The organism is Streptomyces diastaticus subsp. diastaticus (assembly GCF_011170125.1).
GTDB lineage: Bacteria > Actinomycetota > Actinomycetes > Streptomycetales > Streptomycetaceae > Streptomyces > Streptomyces diastaticus.
The window spans coordinates 524,593-543,744 of record NZ_BLLN01000003.1 but is presented as its reverse complement, the minus strand read 5'-3'; the positions used below and the strand labels follow the sequence as shown (position 1 = coordinate 543,744).

Annotated in this window: 16 protein-coding genes and 1 riboswitch; of the genes, 5 read left to right on the top strand and 11 right to left on the bottom strand. The window is 71.6% G+C overall.

Annotated features, from left to right (window positions below):
* Nucleotides 1-193 precede the first annotated feature (193 nt).
* From Sdia_RS10810 to ctaE, 6 genes are all read right to left on the bottom strand, one after another.
* A complete protein-coding gene (locus tag Sdia_RS10810) occupies nt 194-1,558 on the bottom strand; it encodes an aminotransferase class V-fold PLP-dependent enzyme (RefSeq protein WP_189499960.1) in 1,365 nt (454 codons plus the stop codon).
* Between the two features lie 328 nt (nt 1,559-1,886).
* A riboswitch (SAM riboswitch) is annotated at nt 1,887-2,003 on the bottom strand.
* A 118-nt stretch (nt 2,004-2,121) separates the two neighbouring features.
* A complete protein-coding gene (trpD, locus tag Sdia_RS10805) occupies nt 2,122-3,186 on the bottom strand; it encodes an anthranilate phosphoribosyltransferase (RefSeq protein WP_100453034.1) in 1,065 nt (354 codons plus the stop codon).
* Nucleotides 3,187-3,315: 129 nt separating this feature from the next.
* The gene (gene qcrB / locus Sdia_RS10800; RefSeq protein WP_100453033.1) at nt 3,316-4,956 is read right to left on the bottom strand and encodes a cytochrome bc1 complex cytochrome b subunit; all 1,641 of its coding nucleotides are present in this window, start codon (nt 4,954-4,956) and stop codon (nt 3,316-3,318) included.
* Nucleotides 4,953-6,005 carry a cytochrome bc1 complex Rieske iron-sulfur subunit gene (gene qcrA, locus Sdia_RS10795; protein WP_100453032.1) on the bottom strand — a complete coding sequence of 351 codons (1,053 nt, stop codon included), beginning with the start codon at nt 6,003-6,005 and terminating at the stop codon, nt 4,953-4,955. The genes qcrB and qcrA overlap by 4 nt, the downstream gene beginning before the upstream one ends.
* Nucleotides 6,002-6,811, bottom strand: coding sequence for a cytochrome bc1 complex diheme cytochrome c subunit (gene qcrC, locus Sdia_RS10790; RefSeq protein ID WP_100453031.1), 810 nt, complete (start codon nt 6,809-6,811; stop codon nt 6,002-6,004). The genes qcrA and qcrC overlap by 4 nt, the downstream gene beginning before the upstream one ends.
* A 75-nt stretch (nt 6,812-6,886) precedes the next feature.
* The gene (gene ctaE, locus Sdia_RS10785) at nt 6,887-7,507 is read right to left on the bottom strand and encodes an aa3-type cytochrome oxidase subunit III (RefSeq protein WP_100453030.1); all 621 of its coding nucleotides are present in this window, start codon (nt 7,505-7,507) and stop codon (nt 6,887-6,889) included.
* A 298-nt stretch (nt 7,508-7,805) separates the two neighbouring features.
* Here ctaE and Sdia_RS10780 point away from each other — a divergent pair, with 298 nt between their 5' ends.
* Nucleotides 7,806-8,207, top strand: coding sequence for a response regulator transcription factor (locus tag Sdia_RS10780; protein ID WP_100453029.1), 402 nt, complete (start codon nt 7,806-7,808; stop codon nt 8,205-8,207).
* A 121-nt stretch (nt 8,208-8,328) separates the two neighbouring features.
* On the opposite strand, the gene Sdia_RS10775 is transcribed toward Sdia_RS10780, so the two are convergent.
* The 4 genes from Sdia_RS10775 to ctaC all read right to left on the bottom strand — a co-directional run bounded on the left by Sdia_RS10775 (nt 8,329) and on the right by ctaC (nt 12,826).
* Complete coding sequence (locus Sdia_RS10775; protein ID WP_229830561.1) at nt 8,329-9,591, bottom strand: L,D-transpeptidase; 1,263 nt, start codon at nt 9,589-9,591, stop codon at nt 8,329-8,331.
* 141 nt (nt 9,592-9,732) lie between these two features.
* Complete coding sequence (locus tag Sdia_RS10770) at nt 9,733-10,131, bottom strand: cytochrome c oxidase subunit 4 (protein WP_100453027.1); 399 nt, start codon at nt 10,129-10,131, stop codon at nt 9,733-9,735.
* A complete protein-coding gene (gene ctaD / locus Sdia_RS10765) occupies nt 10,128-11,864 on the bottom strand; it encodes an aa3-type cytochrome oxidase subunit I (RefSeq protein ID WP_100453026.1) in 1,737 nt (578 codons plus the stop codon). The genes Sdia_RS10770 and ctaD overlap by 4 nt, the downstream gene beginning before the upstream one ends.
* Nucleotides 11,861-12,826 carry an aa3-type cytochrome oxidase subunit II gene (gene ctaC / locus Sdia_RS10760; RefSeq protein WP_100453025.1) on the bottom strand — a complete coding sequence of 322 codons (966 nt, stop codon included), beginning with the start codon at nt 12,824-12,826 and terminating at the stop codon, nt 11,861-11,863. Before ctaC ends, ctaD begins: the two co-directional genes overlap by 4 nt.
* 519 nt (nt 12,827-13,345) lie before the next feature.
* On the opposite strand from ctaC, the gene Sdia_RS10755 reads away from it, so the two are divergent.
* Nucleotides 13,346-14,722, top strand: coding sequence for a cysteine desulfurase/sulfurtransferase TusA family protein (locus Sdia_RS10755; protein ID WP_100453024.1), 1,377 nt, complete (start codon nt 13,346-13,348; stop codon nt 14,720-14,722).
* Nucleotides 14,723-14,767: 45 nt separating this feature from the next.
* Here the strand turns inward: Sdia_RS10755 and Sdia_RS10750 are convergent, their stop codons facing one another.
* Nucleotides 14,768-15,742 (bottom strand): carbohydrate kinase family protein, encoded by a 975-nt coding sequence (locus tag Sdia_RS10750; RefSeq protein ID WP_189499959.1) that lies wholly within the window; start codon nt 15,740-15,742, stop codon nt 14,768-14,770.
* Between the two features lie 172 nt (nt 15,743-15,914).
* On the opposite strand from Sdia_RS10750, the gene Sdia_RS10745 reads away from it, so the two are divergent.
* The 3 genes from Sdia_RS10745 to Sdia_RS10735 all read left to right on the top strand — a co-directional run bounded on the left by Sdia_RS10745 (nt 15,915) and on the right by Sdia_RS10735 (nt 19,116).
* Entirely contained in the window at nt 15,915-16,127 is a 213-nt protein-coding gene (locus tag Sdia_RS10745; RefSeq protein ID WP_100453023.1) for a hypothetical protein, read from the top strand.
* 337 nt (nt 16,128-16,464) lie between these two features.
* Nucleotides 16,465-17,907 (top strand): hypothetical protein, encoded by a 1,443-nt coding sequence (locus Sdia_RS10740; protein ID WP_115068621.1) that lies wholly within the window; start codon nt 16,465-16,467, stop codon nt 17,905-17,907.
* Between the two features lie 180 nt (nt 17,908-18,087).
* On the top strand, nt 18,088-19,116 hold the full coding sequence (locus Sdia_RS10735) for a sodium:calcium antiporter (protein ID WP_100453371.1): 1,029 nt from the start codon (nt 18,088-18,090) through the stop codon (nt 19,114-19,116).
* Nucleotides 19,117-19,152: the final 36 nt, after the last annotated feature.

Sequence of the window (19,152 nt, the reverse complement as noted above, 5' to 3'; positions counted from 1 at the left end):
CCCTCGGCGCGGGGTACGGCACGGCGCCGGGCGTGGGCGCGTGCGGCGGCGTCCTGCCCGCGTCGGTGGGGCTGGCGCAGGCGCTGGGCCGGGGCGGGGAGCTCCTCACCGACACCCCCGAGCGGGCGCTCAGGATGGTGGTGCTGGGGCCCGGCCCGATCGCGGCGGCCGGGCCGGCCGTCGCAGCCGCCGTTCAGACGGCCGGGACCCAGCGACCGTCGACGGTGCGGTAGTCCAGCCGGGCACCGGTGGTGACCAGCTCCCGGACGGCCCCCAGGAACCGTTCGACGTGCTCCTCGGGTGTGCCCGCGCCGAAGCTGACCCGGACCGCGCTGAGCGCCTGCCCGTCGGTCTCCTCGGGGGCGCCGCACTCGCCGGGCTCGGTCCGGCCGGCCTCCAGCAGGGTGCGGACCAGTGGGTGGGCGCAGAACAGGCCGTCGCGGACCCCGATGGCGTACTCGGCGGAGAGCGCGGCGGCCAGGTGCGAGCTGTGCCAGCCCTCGGCGGTGAAGGAGACCACGCCCACCCGGTCGGCGTCGTCGCCGAAGAGGGTCAGGACGCGGATGCCGGGCAGCTCGGCGAGGCCGGTGAGCAGCCGCTCCAGAAGCGCCTGCTCACGGGCGGCGAGCCGGTCCTGCCCGGCCTCGGTGAGCGCGGAGCAGGCGGCGGCGACGGCGTAGGCGCCGATGACGTTGGGCGAGCCGGCCTCGTGCCGGGCGGCCCCGGTGTGCCAGGCGACGTCCACCCCGCCGTCCTCGGCGCGGGTGACGGTGCGGCTGGCACCGCCCCCGGCGAGGTAGGGCTCGGCGGCGCGCAGCCAGTCGGCGCGCCCGGCCAGCACCCCGGCGCCGAAGGGGGCGTACAGCTTGTGGCCGGAGAAGGCGACCCAGTCGACGTCCAGCTCGGTGAGCGAGACGGGCCGGTGCGGGGCGAGCTGGGCGGCGTCCAGGACGATGCGGGCACCGTGCGCGTGGGCGGCGGCGGCCAGTTCGCGGACCGGCCAGATCTCCCCGGTGACGTTGGAGGCACCGGTGACGCAGACCAGCGCGGGGCCGTACGGGTCGCGGGCGGCGAGCGCCCGCTCCAGGGTGCGGACTGCCTCGTCGTGGCCGCTGGGCGCGTCGAGGACGGTGAGGCGGGCCGAGCGCCAGGGCAGCAGGGCGGCGTGGTGCTCGGTCTCGAAGACGAAGACCTCGCACCCCTCGGGGAGCGCCCCGGCCAGCAGGTTGAGGGAGTCGGTGGTGGAGCGGGTGAAGAGGAGTTCGTCGTCGGGGCGGCAGCCGAGGAAGGCGGCGACGGTGGCCCGGCTCCGTTCGAAGAGGTCGGTGGAGAGCTGGGAGAGGTGCCCGGCGCCCCGGTGGACGCTGCCGTAGTACGGGGCGTAGGCGGCGACGTCGTCCCACACCCGCTTCAGGGCGGGAGCGCTGGCGGCGTAGTCGAGGGCGGCGTAGCTCCGCTCGCCGCCGGTGGCGAGCGGGACGCTGATCCCGGCACCCAGAACGGGCAACGGGGCGCAAATCGCCGACTCGACGGTGGCGTGGAGGGCGGTGACGGTCATGGGGGCTCCCGGAGCGGTGGGCGGCGGGGCGCGGCGGCGCCCCGGCGGCGAGGACGGAGAAGGGTGTGCGGGGTGGGGCAACCGCGGCCCGGGCCCGGGGAGTCCCCCGGACGTACGGCGTCCTGCCTCGCCTTCCCGGGATCGCCGGGCCCCCGCCCGGACAGGGCGGGGACGCCACGGGGACCGGCCCGGCACAGCCGGGGGCTCGGAAAAGGGGGGAGGGATGGACGCGGTCGGGCCGACCGGCCCTAACGCATTCGCTTGCTCACGAGAACCGCTCCCTCGAAGGACCAGGACCCCTGGACACTCGCCCCGAAGGGGCGCGAGGGGTCCGCGCTTGCCGCGGACGGACTGACCACGGCCTGGTCTTCACCCGGGGCACCCCGCCACGGACGGAGGGTTGCCGGACAGCGGGCCGGGGCCGTAGTCGCTGTCACTCATGACCTGTCGGCATCCTGCCACACTGGCGCGGACGCGCAAGGCGCGGTCCGGCATACGGACCGCGCCCCGTCTGTACGCGCGCTCAACGGCCTTTCACGGGCCGGGAGTTCCCCAGTGCCGGTTCACCGGTGGGAGGCGGCCACCCAGCGCTCCAGGGCCGCCTGGGCCCGGCCGGAGTCGAGGGAGTCGGCCGCCAGCAGCATCCCGTCGGCGATCCGCTCGGTGAGCGGCGCGGCCGAGGGACGCAGCGCCGCGAGGGCGGCGGCGGAGTTGAGCAGGACCGCGTCACGGACCGGGCCCGTCTCCCCGGCGAGGAGCCTGCGGGCCACGTCCGCGTTGTAGGAGGCGTCGGCGCCGCGCAGCGCCTCCACCGGCACCAGGTCGATACCGACGTCGCGCGGGTCGAAGGTCTCCTCGCGCACCTCCCCGTCCCGCACCAGCCAGACCCGGGAGGTGGCGGTGATGGTCAGCTCGTCGAGCCCGTCGTCGCCCCGGAAGACCAGCGCGGAGGAGCCGCGTTCCGCGAGGACGCCCGCGATGATCGGCGCCACGCGGGCGTCCGCGACCCCGGTGGCCTGGGCGCGGACCCGGGCCGGATTGGTGAGCGGGCCCAGGTAGTTGAAGACGGTGCGGATACCCAGTTCTCTGCGGGCGGCGGCGACGTGTCTGAGCGCCGGGTGGAAGCGGACCGCGAAGCAGAAGGTGATCCCGGCCTCCTCCGCGACCTCGGCGACCCGGTCGGGCGAGAGCTCCAGGTTGACGCCGAGCTTCTCCAGGACGTCGGAGGCGCCCGAGGCGGAGGAGGCGGCCCGGCTGCCGTGTTTGACGACCTTGGCGCCCGTCCCGGCGATCACGATGGAGGACATGGTGGAGATGTTGACCGTACGGGCGCCGTCGCCGCCGGTGCCGACGATGTCCACGCTCTCGCCGGGGACGTCGATGGTGCGGGCGTGCGCGTACATGCCGCGGACCAGGCCGCTGATCTCCTGGACCGTCTCCCCTTTGGCCCGCAGCGCGACGGCGAAGCCGGCGATCTGCGCGTCGGTTGCCTCACCGCGCATGATCCGCTCCATCGCCCAGGCTGTCGCCTCCGCGCTCTGGTCCCGGCCGTCCAGCAGACCGTTGAGGACCTCCGGCCAGGAACGGACCGCCGTGGTGTCGCCTCCAGCGGGGTGCGCAGCGCTCATGGTCGCTCCTGGTTCGTCTCGTCCTGCGGGATGCTCCACCCTAACCAAGGCCCACAACGGCCTGGAGCCCCGTCCAGCGAATGGACGGGGCTCCGGCGTGGCGATCAGTCGATCAGGGTGGCGTGGAGGTCAGTGGTGGCCGTGGCCTTCCTGGATCTCCCGGTACTCCTCGGTCGTCGGCTTGGGGATCTGCGTCCCCTCGCCGAAGTAGGCGTTGGAGAGCTTGGCCCGGAGCTTCTCGCTGCCCTTGACCTTGCGCTCCACACCGTTCTCGTCGACCGTCGGGCCGACCTCGACCGGCTTGTACTGCTCGTGCTGGGTGAGGGTGTGCAGCTGCTCCTGGCTGAGCGGCTCGTGGACCTCGATGAACTCACCGTGCGGCAGCCGCTTGATGATGCCGGACTCGCGTCCGTGCAGCACCTTCTCGGCGTCCCGCCGCTGGAGCCCCAGGCAGATCCGCTTGGTGACGATGAAGGCGATGACCGGTCCGGCGAAGAAGCCGATCCGGACGAACCAGGTGATCGCGTTGATCGACAGGTGGAAGTGGGTCGCCCAGAGGTCGTTTCCACCACCCACCAGGGTGATCATGTACATCGTGATCCAGGCGACACCGAGCGCGGTGCGCGTCGGGGCGTTGCGCGGGCGGTCCAGGATGTGGTGCTCGCGCTTGTCGCCGGTGATCCAGGACTCGATGAACGGGTAGAGCGCCATCGCGCCCAGCACCAGGCCGAAGACCACCAGCGGGATGAAGACGCCCAGGACCAGGGTGTGGCCGAGGAAGTTGATCTCCCAGCCGGGCATCACCCGGACGAGACCCTCGGCGAAGCCCATGTACCAGTCCGGCTGGGCTCCGGTACCCACCATGTCCGGCCGGTAGGGACCGATCCCCCAGATGGGGTTGATGGTCGCGATGGCCGCGACCGCCGCGATGACGCCGAAGACGAGGAAGAAGAAGCCTCCGGCCTTCGCCATGTAGACCGGCATCAGCGGCATGCCCACGACGTTCTTGTTGGTCCGGCCGGGGCCGGGGAACTGCGTGTGCTTGTGGTAGAAGACCAGGATCAGGTGGGCCACCACGAGGCCGAGCATGATGCCCGGCAGCAGCAGGATGTGGATCGAGTAGAACCTGGCCACGAAGTCCGTGCCGGGGAACTCGCCGCCGAACAGGAACATCGAGATGTACGTACCGACGATCGGCACGGACAGGATCGCACCCTGCGTGAACCGCACACCGGTGCCCGACAGCAGGTCGTCCGGGAGCGAGTAACCGGTGAACCCGGTGAACATGCCGAGGACGAACAGCAGGAAACCGAACAGCCAGTTGATCTCACGCGGCTTGCGGAAGGCGCCCGTGAAGAAGACGCGCATCATGTGCACGAACATGCCGGCGACGAAGATCAGCGCGGCCCAGTGGTGGATCTGCCGGATGAGCAGACCACCGCGGACCTCGAAGCTGATGTCGAGCGTCGAGGCGTAGGCCTCGGACATCAGCACGCCCTGCATCGGCTCGTAGACCCCGTGGTACTCCACCTCGTTCATCGACGGGTGGAAGAACAGCGTCAGGTACACACCCGTGAGGATGATGATGATGAAGCTGTAGAGGCAGATCTCGCCGAGCATGAAGGACCAGTGGTCCGGGAAGACCTTGCGCAGGTTGGCCTTGGCGAGGGAGTAGATCCCCAGCCTGCCGTCTGCCCAGTCCGCCACCCGCTCGCCCGCGGGGGCCTTGCCCCGCTGCTCGTCGGCGGGCGCTGTGGTCGTGTTACTCATCCGCGCTCCCAGAAGGCAGGACCGACGGGCTCATCGAAGTCGCCGAGGGCTTGCAGGTAGCCCTCGTCGTTCAGGCCGATGCGCAACTGCGGCAGGGCGTGTCCGGCGGGGCCGAAGATGACCCGGGCACCGTCGGAGAGGTCGAAGGTGGACTGGTGGCACGGGCAGAGCGCGTGGTGCGTCTGCTGCTCGTAGAGGCTGATGGGGCAGCCGACGTGGGTGCAGATCTTGGAGAAGGCCACGATGCCCTCGTGCGACCAGTCGAGCTCGCGCTTGTCCTTGATGTCCTCCGGCTGGAGCCGGACGATCATCAGGGCCGCCTTGGCGATCTCGTTCATGAAGCCGTGGTCGTGCTCCTCCAGGCCCTCGGGCTTGGCGAAGGTCAGCGAGCCGACCGCGATGTCCTCGGGACGCAGCGGTTCGCCCGTGTTCATGTTGACCAGGGCCTTGCCCTTGCCCCACAGGGTGTGGCGCAGCTTGTCCTCGGGGAGCGGACCGAGGTCGCGCAGGAGGACGATGCCGGAGAGCGGCACCATGGCCAGCGCGCCGAACATGGTGTTGCGGATGAGCTTGCGCCGGCCCAGCACCGATTCCTCGGCGCCCTGCTTGAAGTCGGCCAGAACCTTGGCCTTGACCTCGGGGCTCGCCTGGATCGGGTGGCGCTCGTCGGCGATCTCCACGTCCGACATCAGGGTGCGCGCCCAGTGGACGGCGCCCGCGCCGATGAAGAACAGCGCCACGGCCAGGGTCAGGCCCAGGGAGAAGTTGAGGGCACTGACCTTGCCGATGGGCCAGACGCTGATGACCTTGTCGACCGGGAAGATCACGAAGCACGCGATGAACCCGATGGTCGCGAGCATCGACACCGTGAAGAACAGGGCCACGGTGCGCTCGGACCGCTTGGCGGTCCGCTCGTCCAGGTCCTGCTGCCGGGCCTCGTGAGGGGGCAGGCCGGGGTCGGCGAACGGGTCGTCCGCCACGGCCACCGCGCCGTGCGCGGGGTCCTGCTTCTTCAGCAGGTTCTCTTCGGAATTCTCTTGGCTGCTCATGACTTCTTGGCCTTTGCGGTCCGGGCGGCGACCCAGACGGCCACGGCGATCATGGCGCCGAGGCCGAAGATCCACGCGAAGAGTCCTTCGGCGACCGGGCCGATACCGCCCAGCCGCAGACCACCGGGGCTGTCGGACTCACTGGTGTTGACCGTCTGGAGGTACGCGATGACGTCCTTCTTCTCCTGCTCGGGGAGGACGCTGTCGGGGAAGGACGGCATGTTCTGCGGGCCGGTCTGCATGGCCTCGTAGATGTGCTTGGGGGACACGTCCTCGAGGTCGGGCGCGTACTTGCCGTTGGTGAGCGCACCGCCCTTGCCGACGAAGTTGTGACACTGCGCGCAGTTGTTGCGGAACAGCGTGCCGCCGTTGGCGATGTCGGCGCCCTCGGGGCTGTACTGCTTGGCGGTCGGCGTCGTCGGGCCGGCGCCGAGCGAGGCGATGTAGGCCGCCATCTGGTCGATCTCGGCCTGGGTGTAGATCGCGGGCTTGCTCGGTGCCTGGGCGCCGGGCTGCTGGAGCGGCATCCGGCCGGTGCCGACCTGGAAGTCGACCGCGGCCGATCCCACGCCGACCAGGCTCGGACCGTCAGAGCTGCCCTGACCGCCGGTGCCGTGGCAGCTGGAGCAGCCGACGGCGTAGAGCTTCTTGCCCTCCTCGATGGCGAGGGACTGGGCGGTTTCTTCGGCCTGCGCCTTGTCCGCGGGTGCGAACGCGGTGTACAGCCCCCCGGTGGCCGCCAGCGCGAGGAGTAGGACGACGAACGCCGCCAGCGGATGGCGTCGTCGTACGGAGAGCTTTTTCACGGATTACCCCGGTGTCAGGATCTTCTGCGTCGATGCTTCTGGGCAGTGGGACTTCGTACGAAGTACGAGACCTAATTACTTGATCATGTAGATCGTGGCGAAGAGGCCGATCCAGACGACATCGACGAAGTGCCAGTAGTAGGACACGACGATGGCGGACGTGGCCTGTTCGTGGGTGAACCTCCTGGCCGCGTAGGTGCGGCCGAGGACGGCAAGGAAGGCGATCAGGCCGCCCAGCACGTGCAGTCCGTGGAAGCCGGTGGTCAGGTAGAACGCGGAGCCGTACGCGTCCGAGGAGATGGTGAGCCCCTCGTGCTTGACCAGTTCCGCGTATTCGAAGACCTGCCCTCCGATGAAGATCGCGCCCATGATGAAGGTCACGATGAACCACATCCGGAGCTTCTTCACGTCCCCCCGCTCGGCGGCGAAGACGCCGAGCTGGCAGGTGACTGAGGAGAGCACCAGGATGGAGGTGTTCCCGAGCGCGAACGGGAAGGTCAGGCTCTCCGCCTTGGCTCCCCAGAAGTCGGGACCGGTCACCGATCGCAGGGTGAAGTACATCGCGAAGAGGGCCGCGAAGAACATCAGCTCGGAACTCAGCCAGATGATGGTGCCCACACTGGTGAGGTTCGGCCGATTGACCGTCGGGTGCGCGTGCCCTGTTTCTACTGTCGTTGCTGTCGCCACGACCGACATTATGTCGGTCCCTTATCCCGCCCTCACCCCGGGGGGTGCTGTTCGGAGTGTCAGCCCGTCCTGTCCAGCTCGAACGGCCCATCGCCTGGCCTGTCGCACCGGTGTTGACGAGGTGTCGGACGGAGTAGCATCCGCGCATCGGCCCCGCCCCCCGGGCGGCCCCCGGGCGAGCCCGGTGCGGCCTGGTGGCGGGCCGGTGCCGCACGGCCTCCGGAACGGCCCCGTACGCCCCGCGGGGCGGGCCGGCCGGGGGTGGCAAGACCTCAGGGCCCGAAGACACCGACGTCACGGAGGAACCATGCAGGCGACCGCCACGGTGCTGGTCTACAGCGACAATTCCGCCACCCGCGAGCAGGTCCGGCTGGCGGCGGGCCGCAGGCCGGCGGCGGACGTCCCGCCGGTGCGGTACGTGGAGTGCGCGACCCTCCCGGCCGTCCTCCGGGAGCTGGAGCACGGCGGCGTGGACGCCTGCGTGCTGGACGGCGAGACCTCCCCGGTGGGAGGCATGGGCGTGTGCAGGCAGCTCAAGGACGAGATCTTCCAGTGCCCGCCGGTGCTGCTGCTGATGGGCCGTCCCCAGGACGCCTGGCTGGCCACCTGGAGCCGCGCCGACGCGGCGGTGACGCTGCCGGTGGAGCCGGTGGAGTTCGCCGAGGCGCTGGCGGCTCTGCTGCGGCCGCGCAAGCCCGTCACCGCCTGATCTCCGGCGCGGGGCCACCCGTAAGAGTGATCTTCCTCGCTCCGGCCGGTCGGCAGGTGCCGCGAGGGGCGGCCCGGAGGATCCGGGCCGCCCCTCGCGGCGTGTCGGGCGCGCCACGCGCTCAGATCCGGGGACTGAGGCGATCGGCGGGCCCGGGGGCCTTGCCGGGCGGCGCCTCGGGGGCGTTGGCGCTGCCGGCCTTCCAGTCGGCCCAGTCGACGTTCCAGTCGCCGTAGCCGTTGCCGAACGGGTCCATGTCCTCGCCGATGCTGTTGACCACGCGCACCAGGTCGCCCTCGCGGACGGTCTCGAAGAACCAGGCGGCGTTGCGGGTGCTCATGCCCACGCAGCCGTGGCTGACGTTGGCCGAGCCGTGCGCGTCTGCCGACCAGGGCGCCGCGTGCACGTACTCGCCGCTCCAGGTGACCCGGGTCGCGTAGTACACGGGCAGGTCGTACGACTCCGAGCTGCCGGCGGCGATGCCCACGGTGGTGCCGCGCATCCGGACGAAGTACTCCTTGCCGAGCACCACCTTGACGCCGTTGCGGGTGGAGAAGCCCGGCTTGCCGGCGGTGACCGGGACGGTGGTGAGTTCCTCGCCGTCCTTGAACACCGTCATGACGTGGGCCGAGGCGTCGACGACGGCCTCCATCCTGCTGCCCGTGCGGATCGTCAGGGGCTTGCCCGGGGCCCCGCGGACCTTGTCCGTGACCCGGACGCCGCCGAGTTCGCTGCGGGCCGTCACGGTGGCGTTGGCGGGCCAGTACTCCTTGGGCCGGTAGTGCAGCGTCTTGCTGTCCACCCAGTACCAGCCACCGGTCTCCACGGCCGGTTCCGAGGTGACCTTCAGCGAGTTCTCGACGACCGCGCGAGCCTCGCGGTCCTCGACGGGGGCACTGAGCTCGGCGACGATCGGCTGCCCGACGCCGTAGGTGCCCTTCTGGGGGCCGAAGGCGACCTTGAGGCGGGAGTCCTTGCTCTTGCCCTGGGCGGCCGTGTCGAAGGTCATCGTGCGCCGTCCTGGGCCGCCCTCGCCGTTCTCCGTGGAGGCGGTGACGGTGTAGCGGGCTCCGGCGGCGAGCGGGCCGGTGGTGCGCCAGCGCGTGCCGTCGGCGGAGAGTTCGCCGGCCACCCGGCGCCCGGAGGCGTCGACGGCGACGACGTCGGTCAGCCGCCCCTTGCCCGTGGCGGTGACCTCCAGGGGCTTGTCCGGGTCGGCCTTCTTCCGGCCGCCGGCGCTGATGGCGACGTCCTGGGCCGCGTCGTACGGCGCGGCGGCGAGCGGGTGGGTCTCGGAGCTTCCACATGCCGTGGCCCCGGCCCCGAGGGCGACCACCAGCACGGTGCAGCTCAGAACCGTACGGATTCGCGGAGTGTGGCTCATGCCCACACCGTAGGAACGGATGCGGGGCGCGGCCCGGCGGGTTGAGCCGTTCGGGTGCGGCGAACGCCGTCAGGCCCGGCCCCTCCGCGAGGGAGGTGCCGGGCCTGACGGGCCGCCGGGGCGGCGGGGTTCAGCGAGGTGTCACTGGTTCTGGTTCTCGCCGCGGTAGTACTCGTAGATCCATCCCCAGAGGCCGATGAGCAGCATCGGGAAGGCGAAGAACATCAGCCACCAGTCGAAGACGACGCCCAGGAACATGAGGGAACCGCCGATGCCCAGCGAGAGCGGCTGCCAGCTGTGCGGGCTGAAGAAGCCCACCTCGCCGGCCTCGTCCGCGACCTCCCCCTCCTTGTCGTCCTGCGCCATCGCGTCGACCCGCCGGGCGGTGAACGCCAGGTAGAAGCCGACCATGACGGAGAGGCCGAAGGCGAGGAAGAGCGCCGTCGTACCCACCGGCTCCCGCGACCAGAGGCCGTACACCACCGCGACGAGCAGGAGGAAGGCGCTCAGCCAGAGGAACATCTTGCCCTGGATCTTCACTTGCCTGCCTCCTTGGTGCCCGCGACGGCCTTGGGCTGCGGGTCGTGGTCCTCAAGGTGGTCCATGGCGGCGATCTCAGGGTGATGCAGGTCGAACGCCGGGGATTCCGAGCGGATGCGCGGCAGGGTGAGGAAGTTGTGCCGCGGCGGCGGGCAGGAGGTCGCCCACTCCAGCGAACGGCCGTAGCCCCACGGGTCGTCCACCTCGATCTTCTTGCCGTACTTGGCCGTCTTCCAGATGTTGTAGAAGAACGGCAGCATCGACAGGCCGAGCAGGAACGAGCTGATCGTGGAGACCGTGTTCAGGGCGGTGAAGCCGTCGGCGGCCAGGTAGTCCGGGTACCGGCGGGGCATGCCCTCGGCGCCCAGCCAGTGCTGGACCAGGAAGGTCCCGTGGAAGCCGACGAACAGCGTCCAGAAGGTGATCTTGCCGAGCCGCTCGTCCAGCATCTTGCCGGTGAACTTCGGCCACCAGAAGTGGAATCCGGCGAACATCGCGAAGACCACGGTGCCGAAGACGACGTAGTGGAAGTGCGCGACGACGAAGTACGAGTCCGAGACGTGGAAGTCCAGCGGCGGGGAGGCCAGGATGACGCCGGTCAGGCCACCGAAGAGGAAGGTGACCAGGAAGCCGACCGACCACAGCATCGGGTTCTCGAAGGACAAGGAGCCCTTCCACATGGTGCCGACCCAGTTGAAGAACTTCACACCGGTCGGTACCGCGATCAGGAAGGTCATGAAGGAGAAGAACGGCAGCAGCACACCGCCGGTGACATACATGTGGTGCGCCCACACCGTCACGGACAGACCGGCGATCGCGATGGTCGCGCCGACCAGACCCATGTAGCCGAAGATCGGCTTCCGCGAGAACACCGGGATGATCTCGGAGACGATGCCGAAGAACGGCAGGGCGATGATGTACACCTCTGGGTGTCCGAAGAACCAGAAGAGGTGTTGCCAGAGCAGTGCTCCGCCGTTCTCCGGACTGAAGATCTGCGCCCCGAACTTGCGGTCCGCCTCCAGGGCGAACAGCGCGGCGGCGAGGACCGGGAAGGCCAGCAGCACCAGGACACCGGTGAGCAGGACGTTCCAGGTGAAGATCGGCATACGGAACATCGTCATGCCGGGCGCGCGCATGCAGATGACCGTGGTGATGAAGTTGACCGAACCGAGGATCGTGCCGAAGCCCGAGAGGGCCAGGCCCATGATCCACATGTCGGCGCCGACACCCGGCGAGCGGACGGCGTCCGACAGCGGGGAGTAGGCGAACCAGCCGAAGTCGGCCGCACCCTGCGGGGTGAGGAAGCCGGCCACCGCGATCAGCGAGCCGAAGAGGTAGAGCCAGTAGGCGAACATGTTCAGCCGCGGGAACGCCACGTCGGGCGCGCCGATCTGGAGCGGCATGATCCAGTTCGCGAAACCGTTGAAGAGGGGCGTCGCGAACATCAGCAGCATGATCGTGCCGTGCATCGTGAACGCCTGGTTGAACTGCTCGTTCGAGATGAGCTGCGTACCGGGCCTGGCCAGCTCGGCGCGCATCACCAGGGCCATCAGGCCGCCGATGATGAAGAAGATGAAAGAGGTGACCAGGTACAGCGTGCCGATCGTCTTGTGATCGGTGGTGGTCAGCCACTTCACGACGACATTGCCCGGCTGCTTGCGGCGAACCGGCAGCTCGTTCTCGTACGAGTCGTCAGCTGCGGCGTCACCCTGGGGTTCGTTGAGGATGCTCACAGTTGGTTCTTCTCCGAGTTCCTGGCCGGGTCCGTCTGCTCGATGCCCGCCGGGACGTACCCGGTCTGGCCCTTCTCACGGAGCTCCTCCAGATGCTTCTGGTAGCGCTCGGGAGAAACGATCTTGACGTTCAGGAGCATGCGGGAGTGATCCACGCCGCAGAGCTCGGCGCACTTGCCCATGTAGGTGCCCTCCTTCTCGGGGGTCACCTCGAAGGCGTTGGTGTGGCCCGGGATGACGTCCTGCTTCATCAGGAACGGCACCACCCAGAACGAGTGGATGACGTCCCGCGAGGTCAGCACGAAGCGGACCTTCTCGCCCTTGGGGAGCCAGAGGGTCGGACCCGGGTTGCCGTTCTGCGGGTTGCGCTCGCCGGGGGTGCCGACGGCGTGGACGCCCTCCGCCCCCTCGGGGAACGCCTTCTTGAAGCGGTCCGGAATGGCCGCCAGGTCGGGGTTGGTCCGCGCGTCGCCGGTTGCGGTCTCGCCGTCCACGTCCTCGATGTAGTTGAAGGCCCAGCTCCACTGGAAGCCGACCACGTTGATGGTGTGGGTCGGCTTCTCGGAGAGCGAGAGGATCTTCGACTCGTCGCGGGCGGTGAAGAAGAAGAACACCGACACGATGAGGACGGGGACCACGGTGTACAGCGCCTCGAGAGGCATGTTGTACCGGGTCTGCGGAGGTACCTCGATCTTGGTCCGGCTGCGCCGGTAGGCGAAGCAGGCCCAGAGGATCAACGCCCAGACGAGGGCACCCGTGACGAGCGCCGCCGCCCAGGAGCCCTGCCAGAGGGAGAGGATGATCGGTGCCTCTTCGGTCACCGGGGTGGGCATACCAAGACGGGGGAAGTCCTCGTATGTGCAACCGGTGGCGGTTGCCAGGATCAGGCCCGCAGTCAGCACCTGCGGCAGCTTCCGCCGCATCGGGCGCCGCGACGAGCGGTCGGAGCCGTTGGGACTCACGTAGCGCCTTCCCGAGAGTCTCGCCCGCGCGGTCGGGTGCGGCCTTCACGCTGGTCGGTCGCCGGCCCTGCGGCGGGCAGGGGATTGGATGTTTATGCGGACCAAACCCTACTGGACTCAATTTGGGGTCGCGCGGGGAGGGTGCCCAACGCGCCGAGCCGCACCCCGAAGGGGTGGAATCCGGGCGGAATCCCGGCCTCGTCCCCCGATCTGACACCCCTTTCGCCCACGCACTCCACTCCCCCGGCCCACTCGCGGGCCCTGTCCTTCACTCTCGCGGGCGCGCGCGAGAGCGCCCGGCCCCCGCGCGAGCCGGCACCCGGCCCGTCCGAGCCCGCCGCGTCCGCGCCCGGCCACTTCGGCCCGCCGCACGGCACGCTGCCCGATCAGGCCCGGCCCGCGCCCGCCGCCGCCCCACACCCCTGCGGGGACGGGAACCGGCACCCCGGTCATGTGAGGACCGGCGAGCCACGCCCCCTCCCCGGGGCGCGGGACCCGCCCCCCGGCTAGCGTGGCGCCGTGCCCTACTTCGACGCGGCGTCGGCCGCCCCCCTGCATCCGACGGCCCGCCAGGCCCTCCTGGCCTCCCTCGACGAGGGCTGGGCCGACCCGGCCCGGCTGTACCGGGAGGGCCGCCGCGCCCGCCTCCTGCTGGACGCCGCCCGGGAGAGCGCGGCCGAGTCGGTGGGCTGCCGCCCGGACGAGCTGGTCTTCACCCCTTCGGGGACACAGGCGGTCCACTCCGGCATCGCGGGGGCCCTGGCCGGCCGCCGCCGGATCGGCCGCCACCTCGTCGTCTCCGAGGTCGAGCACTCCTCGGTGCTGCACGCGGCGGAGTTTTTCGAGACGGCGGGCGGCGAGGTCGGCCGGGTCGGCGTGGAGAGCACCGGCCGGGTCCCGGCCCAGGCGTTCGCCGCCGCCCTGCGGGCCGACACCGCGCTCGCCTGCCTCCAGTCGGCCAACCACGAGGTGGGCACCGTCCAGCCGGTGGAGGAGGTCGCCGAGGCCTGCCGGGCGGCCACCGTCCCGCTGCTGGTGGACGCCGCCCAGTCGCTCCCCTGGGGTCCGGTCACGGGCCCCTGGTCGCTGCTGACCGCCAGCGCCCACAAGTGGGGCGGCCCGCCCGGCGTGGGGCTGCTGGCGGTGCGCAAGGGGGTGCGGTTCGCACCGGGGGGCCCGGCGGACGAGCGGGAGTCGGGGCGCGCGCCCGGCTTCGGGAACCTCCCGGCGGTCGTCGCTGCGGCGGCCTCGCTCCGGGCGGTGCGCGCCGAGGCGGAGGCCGAAGGGGTGCGGTTGCGGGAGCTGGTGGACCGGATCAGGCTGCGGCTGCCGGAGGTGGTGGCGGACATGGAGGTGGTCGGCGACCCGGTGCACCGGCTCCCGCACCTGGTCACCTTCTCGTGCCTGTACGTCGACGGCGAGGCGCTCCTGCACGAGCTGGACCGGGCCGGCTTCGCCGTCTCCTCCGGCTCGTCCTGCACCTCCTCGACGCTGACGCCCAGCCATGTGCTGCGGGCCATGGGCGTGCTGAGCGAGGGGAACGTCCGGGTGTCGCTGCCGCTCGGGACGCCCGCGACCGACGTGGACCACTTCCTCACGGTGCTGCCGGAAGCGGTCCGGGCCGTGCGGGCCCGGCTCGGCGCCCCGGGCGCCGAGCCGGCGGCCGCCGCCGAGGCGCTGGTGGTGGACGCGCTGGGCCGCCGCTGCCCGGTCCCGGTGATCGAGCTGGCCAAGGTGATCGACCGGGTGCCGGTGGGCGGCACGGTGACCGTGCTGAGCGACGACGAGGCGGCCCGTCTCGACATCCCCGCCTGGTGCAGGATGCGCGAGCAGGAGTACGTCGGGGAGGAGCCGGCCGCGGGCGGCACCGCCTACCGGGTGCGGCGGCTGGTCTGAGGCGGGCCGGGCCGGGCGGCGCTTCGGCCGCCCGGCCGAAGCGGCTCAGGCCAGGTGGGCCTGGACCTCGGCGGCGGCGTCGTGGCCGTACGCCTTGGTGAAGCGGTCCATGAAGGGGACCCGGCCCAGGGTGTACTCCTGGGTGCCGACCGTCTCGATGACCAGGGTGGCGAGCATGCAGCCGACCTGGGCGGCGCGCTCCAGCGAGACGCCCCACGACAGGCCCGAGAGGAAGCCCGCGCGGAAGGCGTCGCCGACTCCGGTCGGGTCGGCCTTGGTGTCCTCCTCGGGTACGCCGACCTCGACCGGGTCGCCGCCGGCCCGCTCGATGCGGACACCGCGGGAGCCGAGGGTGGTGACGCGGTGGCCGACGCGGCCGAGGATCTCCTCGTCGCTCCAGCCGGTCTTGGACTCGATGAGGCCCTTCTCGTACTCGTTGGAGAAGAGGTAGGTGGCGCCGTCGAGGAGGGTGCGGATCTCCTCGCCGTCCATCCGCGCGATCTGCTGGGAGAAGTCGGCGGCGAACGGGATGTTCCGGCTGCGGCACTCCTCGGTGTGGCGGAGCATCGCCTCCGGGTCGTCGGCGCCGATGAGGACGAGGTCGAGGCCACCGACCCGCTCGGCGACGGCCTGGAGCTCGATGAGGCGGGCCTCGCTCATGGCCCCGGTGTAGAAGGAGCCGATCTGGTTGTGGTCGGCGTCGGTGGTGCAGACGAAGCGCGCGGTGTGCAGCACCTCGGAGATGCGGACCGAGCCGGTGTCGACGCCGTGCCGGTCGAGCCAGGCCCGGTACTCGTCGAAGTCGGAGCCGGCCGCGCCGACCAGGACGGGGCTGGTGCCGAGCTGGCCCATGCCGAAGCAGATGTTGGCCGCGACCCCGCCGCGCCGGACGTCGAGCTGGTCGACGAGGAAGGAGAGCGAGACCGTGTGGAGCTGTTCGGCGACGAGCTGGTCGGCGAAGCGGCCGGGGAAGGTCATCAGGTGGTCGGTGGCGATGGAGCCGGTGACAGCGATACGCACGGCGGGTCTGCTCCTGCGAGGGGTGGGGGCGGCGGGCGCCCGGACGGGTGACACGGAGATCGGTCGCTTCACGCTATCCGTTGGCCGTCCCCGGCCCAAGACAGCGCGAATCGTCGAAACTACCCGATAGTAGGGCTTTCCTCACCGAGGCGGACGTGCCTACGGTGCGAATATGTCGAACCAGAGCGTCAAGGACGCCGGCCCCCTCGAACTGGACCACGGCTTCGAAGTGCTGCGCGGCGACTGCGCCCGCATGTCCGCGGACTGGCCCGCCCCGCACGGCCGCCCCACCGGCCCGGTCCCCCTCTCCTCGCTCCACGGCGTACGCGTGGCCCCCGCCTCGGTCCGCCTCATCGACGGCATGTCGCAGTACGGCGACTGGTAGGGCCTGTCCGGCGGATCTTCGTGGCGCGGCCTGCGGCGTCCGGTGCGTGCTCTCGGCGTGCGCCAGGATCCCCCTCGCAGGACGTACCCGGGTGGTCCGGGCGTGCGGCGAGAGTGCGTGCCAGGCGTCGCGGGCCCACGAGGATCCGCCTGGCAGGTCCTGGGCGTCCCGGCCGCGCGCGGCGACCGCGTCCCTCGTTCGGCCCTCTCGGCGAAAGGCATCGGGAACCGCCTTCCGCTCCGTCCCGTCCCACCGGCGTTCCCCATCGAGGGAACACGGTGACGGCCGGCCCCTCCCGGGGAGGCCGTGAGGACAGTCCAGGCGAAGGAGCGATGCGGTGAGCACCGAGCGATCCGACCAGGAGCAGGAGCGGCCCGGGCGGCGTTCCCCGATGGCCGTTGCCTCGGTGGCGGCGGCCGTCCTGATCGTGGGCGGCGGAGGCGCGTACCTGGTGACCGCGGCCGCCTCCGGCGGGACGACGGACGGCGGGCAGCAGGCCGAGGCGGGCGCGGGCGGCACCCCTCCGCCGTTGGAGCTGGACGGCCACACCCAGGGCGTCGCCCCCGGTGAGCCCGATCCGGGCGGCGGCGTCTACCGGGCGCGGGTGAAGCTGCCCGAGGGCCCGGGCGAAGCGGCCGTCCACCAGTTCGAGGCGGGGCCGCGCGCGGCGGACGTGGCGAAGCTGGCGAAGGCGCTCGGTGTGCCGGGTGAGCCGCGCGCCGAGGGCGGCACGTGGCTGGTCGGCACGGCCGGGGACGGCCAGGGGCCGCTGCTGCGGGTCAACAAGCGGGCTCCCGGCACCTGGAGCTTCCAGGGCCACACCCCGCCGGGCGGCGACGACTGCCCTAAGGGCAAGGTGTGCGCCGGACCGGGTGGCACCGAGGACGGCGACCCGGTCGGCGAGAAGGCGGCGAGGAGCGCGGCCGCGCCGGTGCTGAAGGCGCTCGGCCAGGACGACGCCAAGCTCGACGCGGGCCAGGTCTCGGGGGGCGTACGGGTGGTCAACGCCCAGCCGGTGGTGGACGGCCTGCCGACGTACGGCTGGAGCACCGGCGTGCGGGTGGCTCCGGACGGCTCCGTGGTCGGCGGCAGCGGGCAGCTCTCCCAGCCGGTGAAGGGCGACACCTACCCGGTGCTGACCGCCGAGCAGACGCTGGCCCAGCTCAACGGTGCCTCGAAGGGCGACGGCAGGGTCGGCATCGGCGGCTGCGCCGGCCCGGCACCGCTGGGCGAAGAGGCGGCCGACGGTTCCGCCCCGCCGAAGGACCCGTGCACGCCGGGCGGCGAGCAGCCCGAGCGCAAGCCGGTGGAGGTGCGCGGCGCGGTCCTCGGGCTGTCCGCCCAGTTCGTCTCCGGCCGCCAGGCGCTGGTGCCGTCGTGGCTGTTCGAGGTGCGGCCCGAGGGCCACGACCGGTCGTTCACGGTGACCCGGCCGGCCGTCGACCCCGAGTACCTCGCTCCGGCGCCGAAGCCCGAGAAGCCCGGCACCGACCCCGGCCGCTCCCCGGACGGGGAGCGCAAGCTGACCGAGGCGGAGTCGTACCGCGTGGACGGCCGGGAGCTGACCGTCCGCTTCTGGGGCGGGGTCTGCGAGAAGTACACGGCCGCCGCCGAGGAGAAGGACGGCAGCGTCACGGTGAGGATCACCGGTGAGCCGCAGGAGCCTGGCAAGGTCTGCGTGAAGATCGCCAAGCAGCTCACGGCGAAGGTGACGCTGGACGAGCCGCTCGGTGACCGCGAGGTGGTCGGCGAGGACGGCTCGGCGGTCCCGCGCGACTGACCTGACCGCCGGACACGGGAGGCGGGCGGCCCGGAGGTGAGCCTCCGGGGCCGCCCGCCTCCCGCGCGTGGTCCGGCGCGGTGAACCCTGGCTCCTTCGGTGTGGCGCCCGCCCGGCGCCGGGCACCCAGTGAGGAGGCGGGCGTCGATCACGCGGGCGGACGGGGCGAGGGTGCCGGACATGCTGGCCGGGCAGTGGCCACTGGGCTGGAGCGTCGCCGTGCTGTGCCTGGCCGGGGCGCTGACGGTGGCGTGCGGCGTCCGGCTGGCGGGGCTCGGGGACGTGCTGGCCGACCGAACGGGCTGGGGCGAGGCGCTGTTCGGGGCGGTGCTCTTCGGCCTGGTGACCTCGCTCTCCGGCATCGTGATGACGGCGGTGAGCGCGGCGGACGCCGCACCGGAACTGGCGTACAGCAACGCGGTGGGCGGCATCGCGGCGCAGACCCTGGCGGTGGTCGCGGCCGACGCCTTCCACCGCCGGGTCAACCTGGAGCACGCCGCCGCCTCGCTCCAGAACCTCCTCTTCGGCTGCCTGCTGACCGGGCTGCTGGGGCTGGCGCTGATGGCCTCCTTCAGCCCGGACGTGACGGCGGCCGGGGTGCACCCGGTCTCGTTCGTGCTGATCCTCTTCTACCTGGGTGGTCTGCACCTGATCCGCAGGAACACCGAGCCGATGTGGCGGGCGGTGCGCACCCGGGAGACCGTCCGGGACGTGCCGCGGGGCGAGGGGGCGTTCTCCGCGCGGTCCACCCCGCGGCTGTGGGGCGAGTTCGCCATCCTCGCCGCGACCGTGGTCGTCGCCGGCTGGGCCGTCACCCGGGCCGCCGAGGGCCTCCTGTCGGCGACCACCCTGCGGGCCGGTTTCGTCGGCGCGGCCGTCCTGGGGACCGTCAACGCCCTCCCGGAGACGGTCACCTCCATCGCCGCCGTCCGCCGGGGCGCCGTCACCCTCGCCTTCGCGGCGATCATCGGCGGCAACTGCCTCGACGTCCTCAACCTGGCGGTGGGCGACCTGGCGTACCGGGGCGGCTCGCTCTACCACGCCGCCGGGGACGACGAACTCTTCCTGGCCTGCGCCGCCCTGGTGATGACCACCGTCGTCCTGGGCGGCCTCCTGGTCCGTCAGGAACGTGGCTGGTTCCGCCTCGGCTTCGACGGCGCCCTCCTGGTCCTCGTCCACGCCGCCACCCTCACGATCCTGGCCTTCTGACCTGGACCGCGTCCGCGCCCGGCCGGCGTCCGCGCC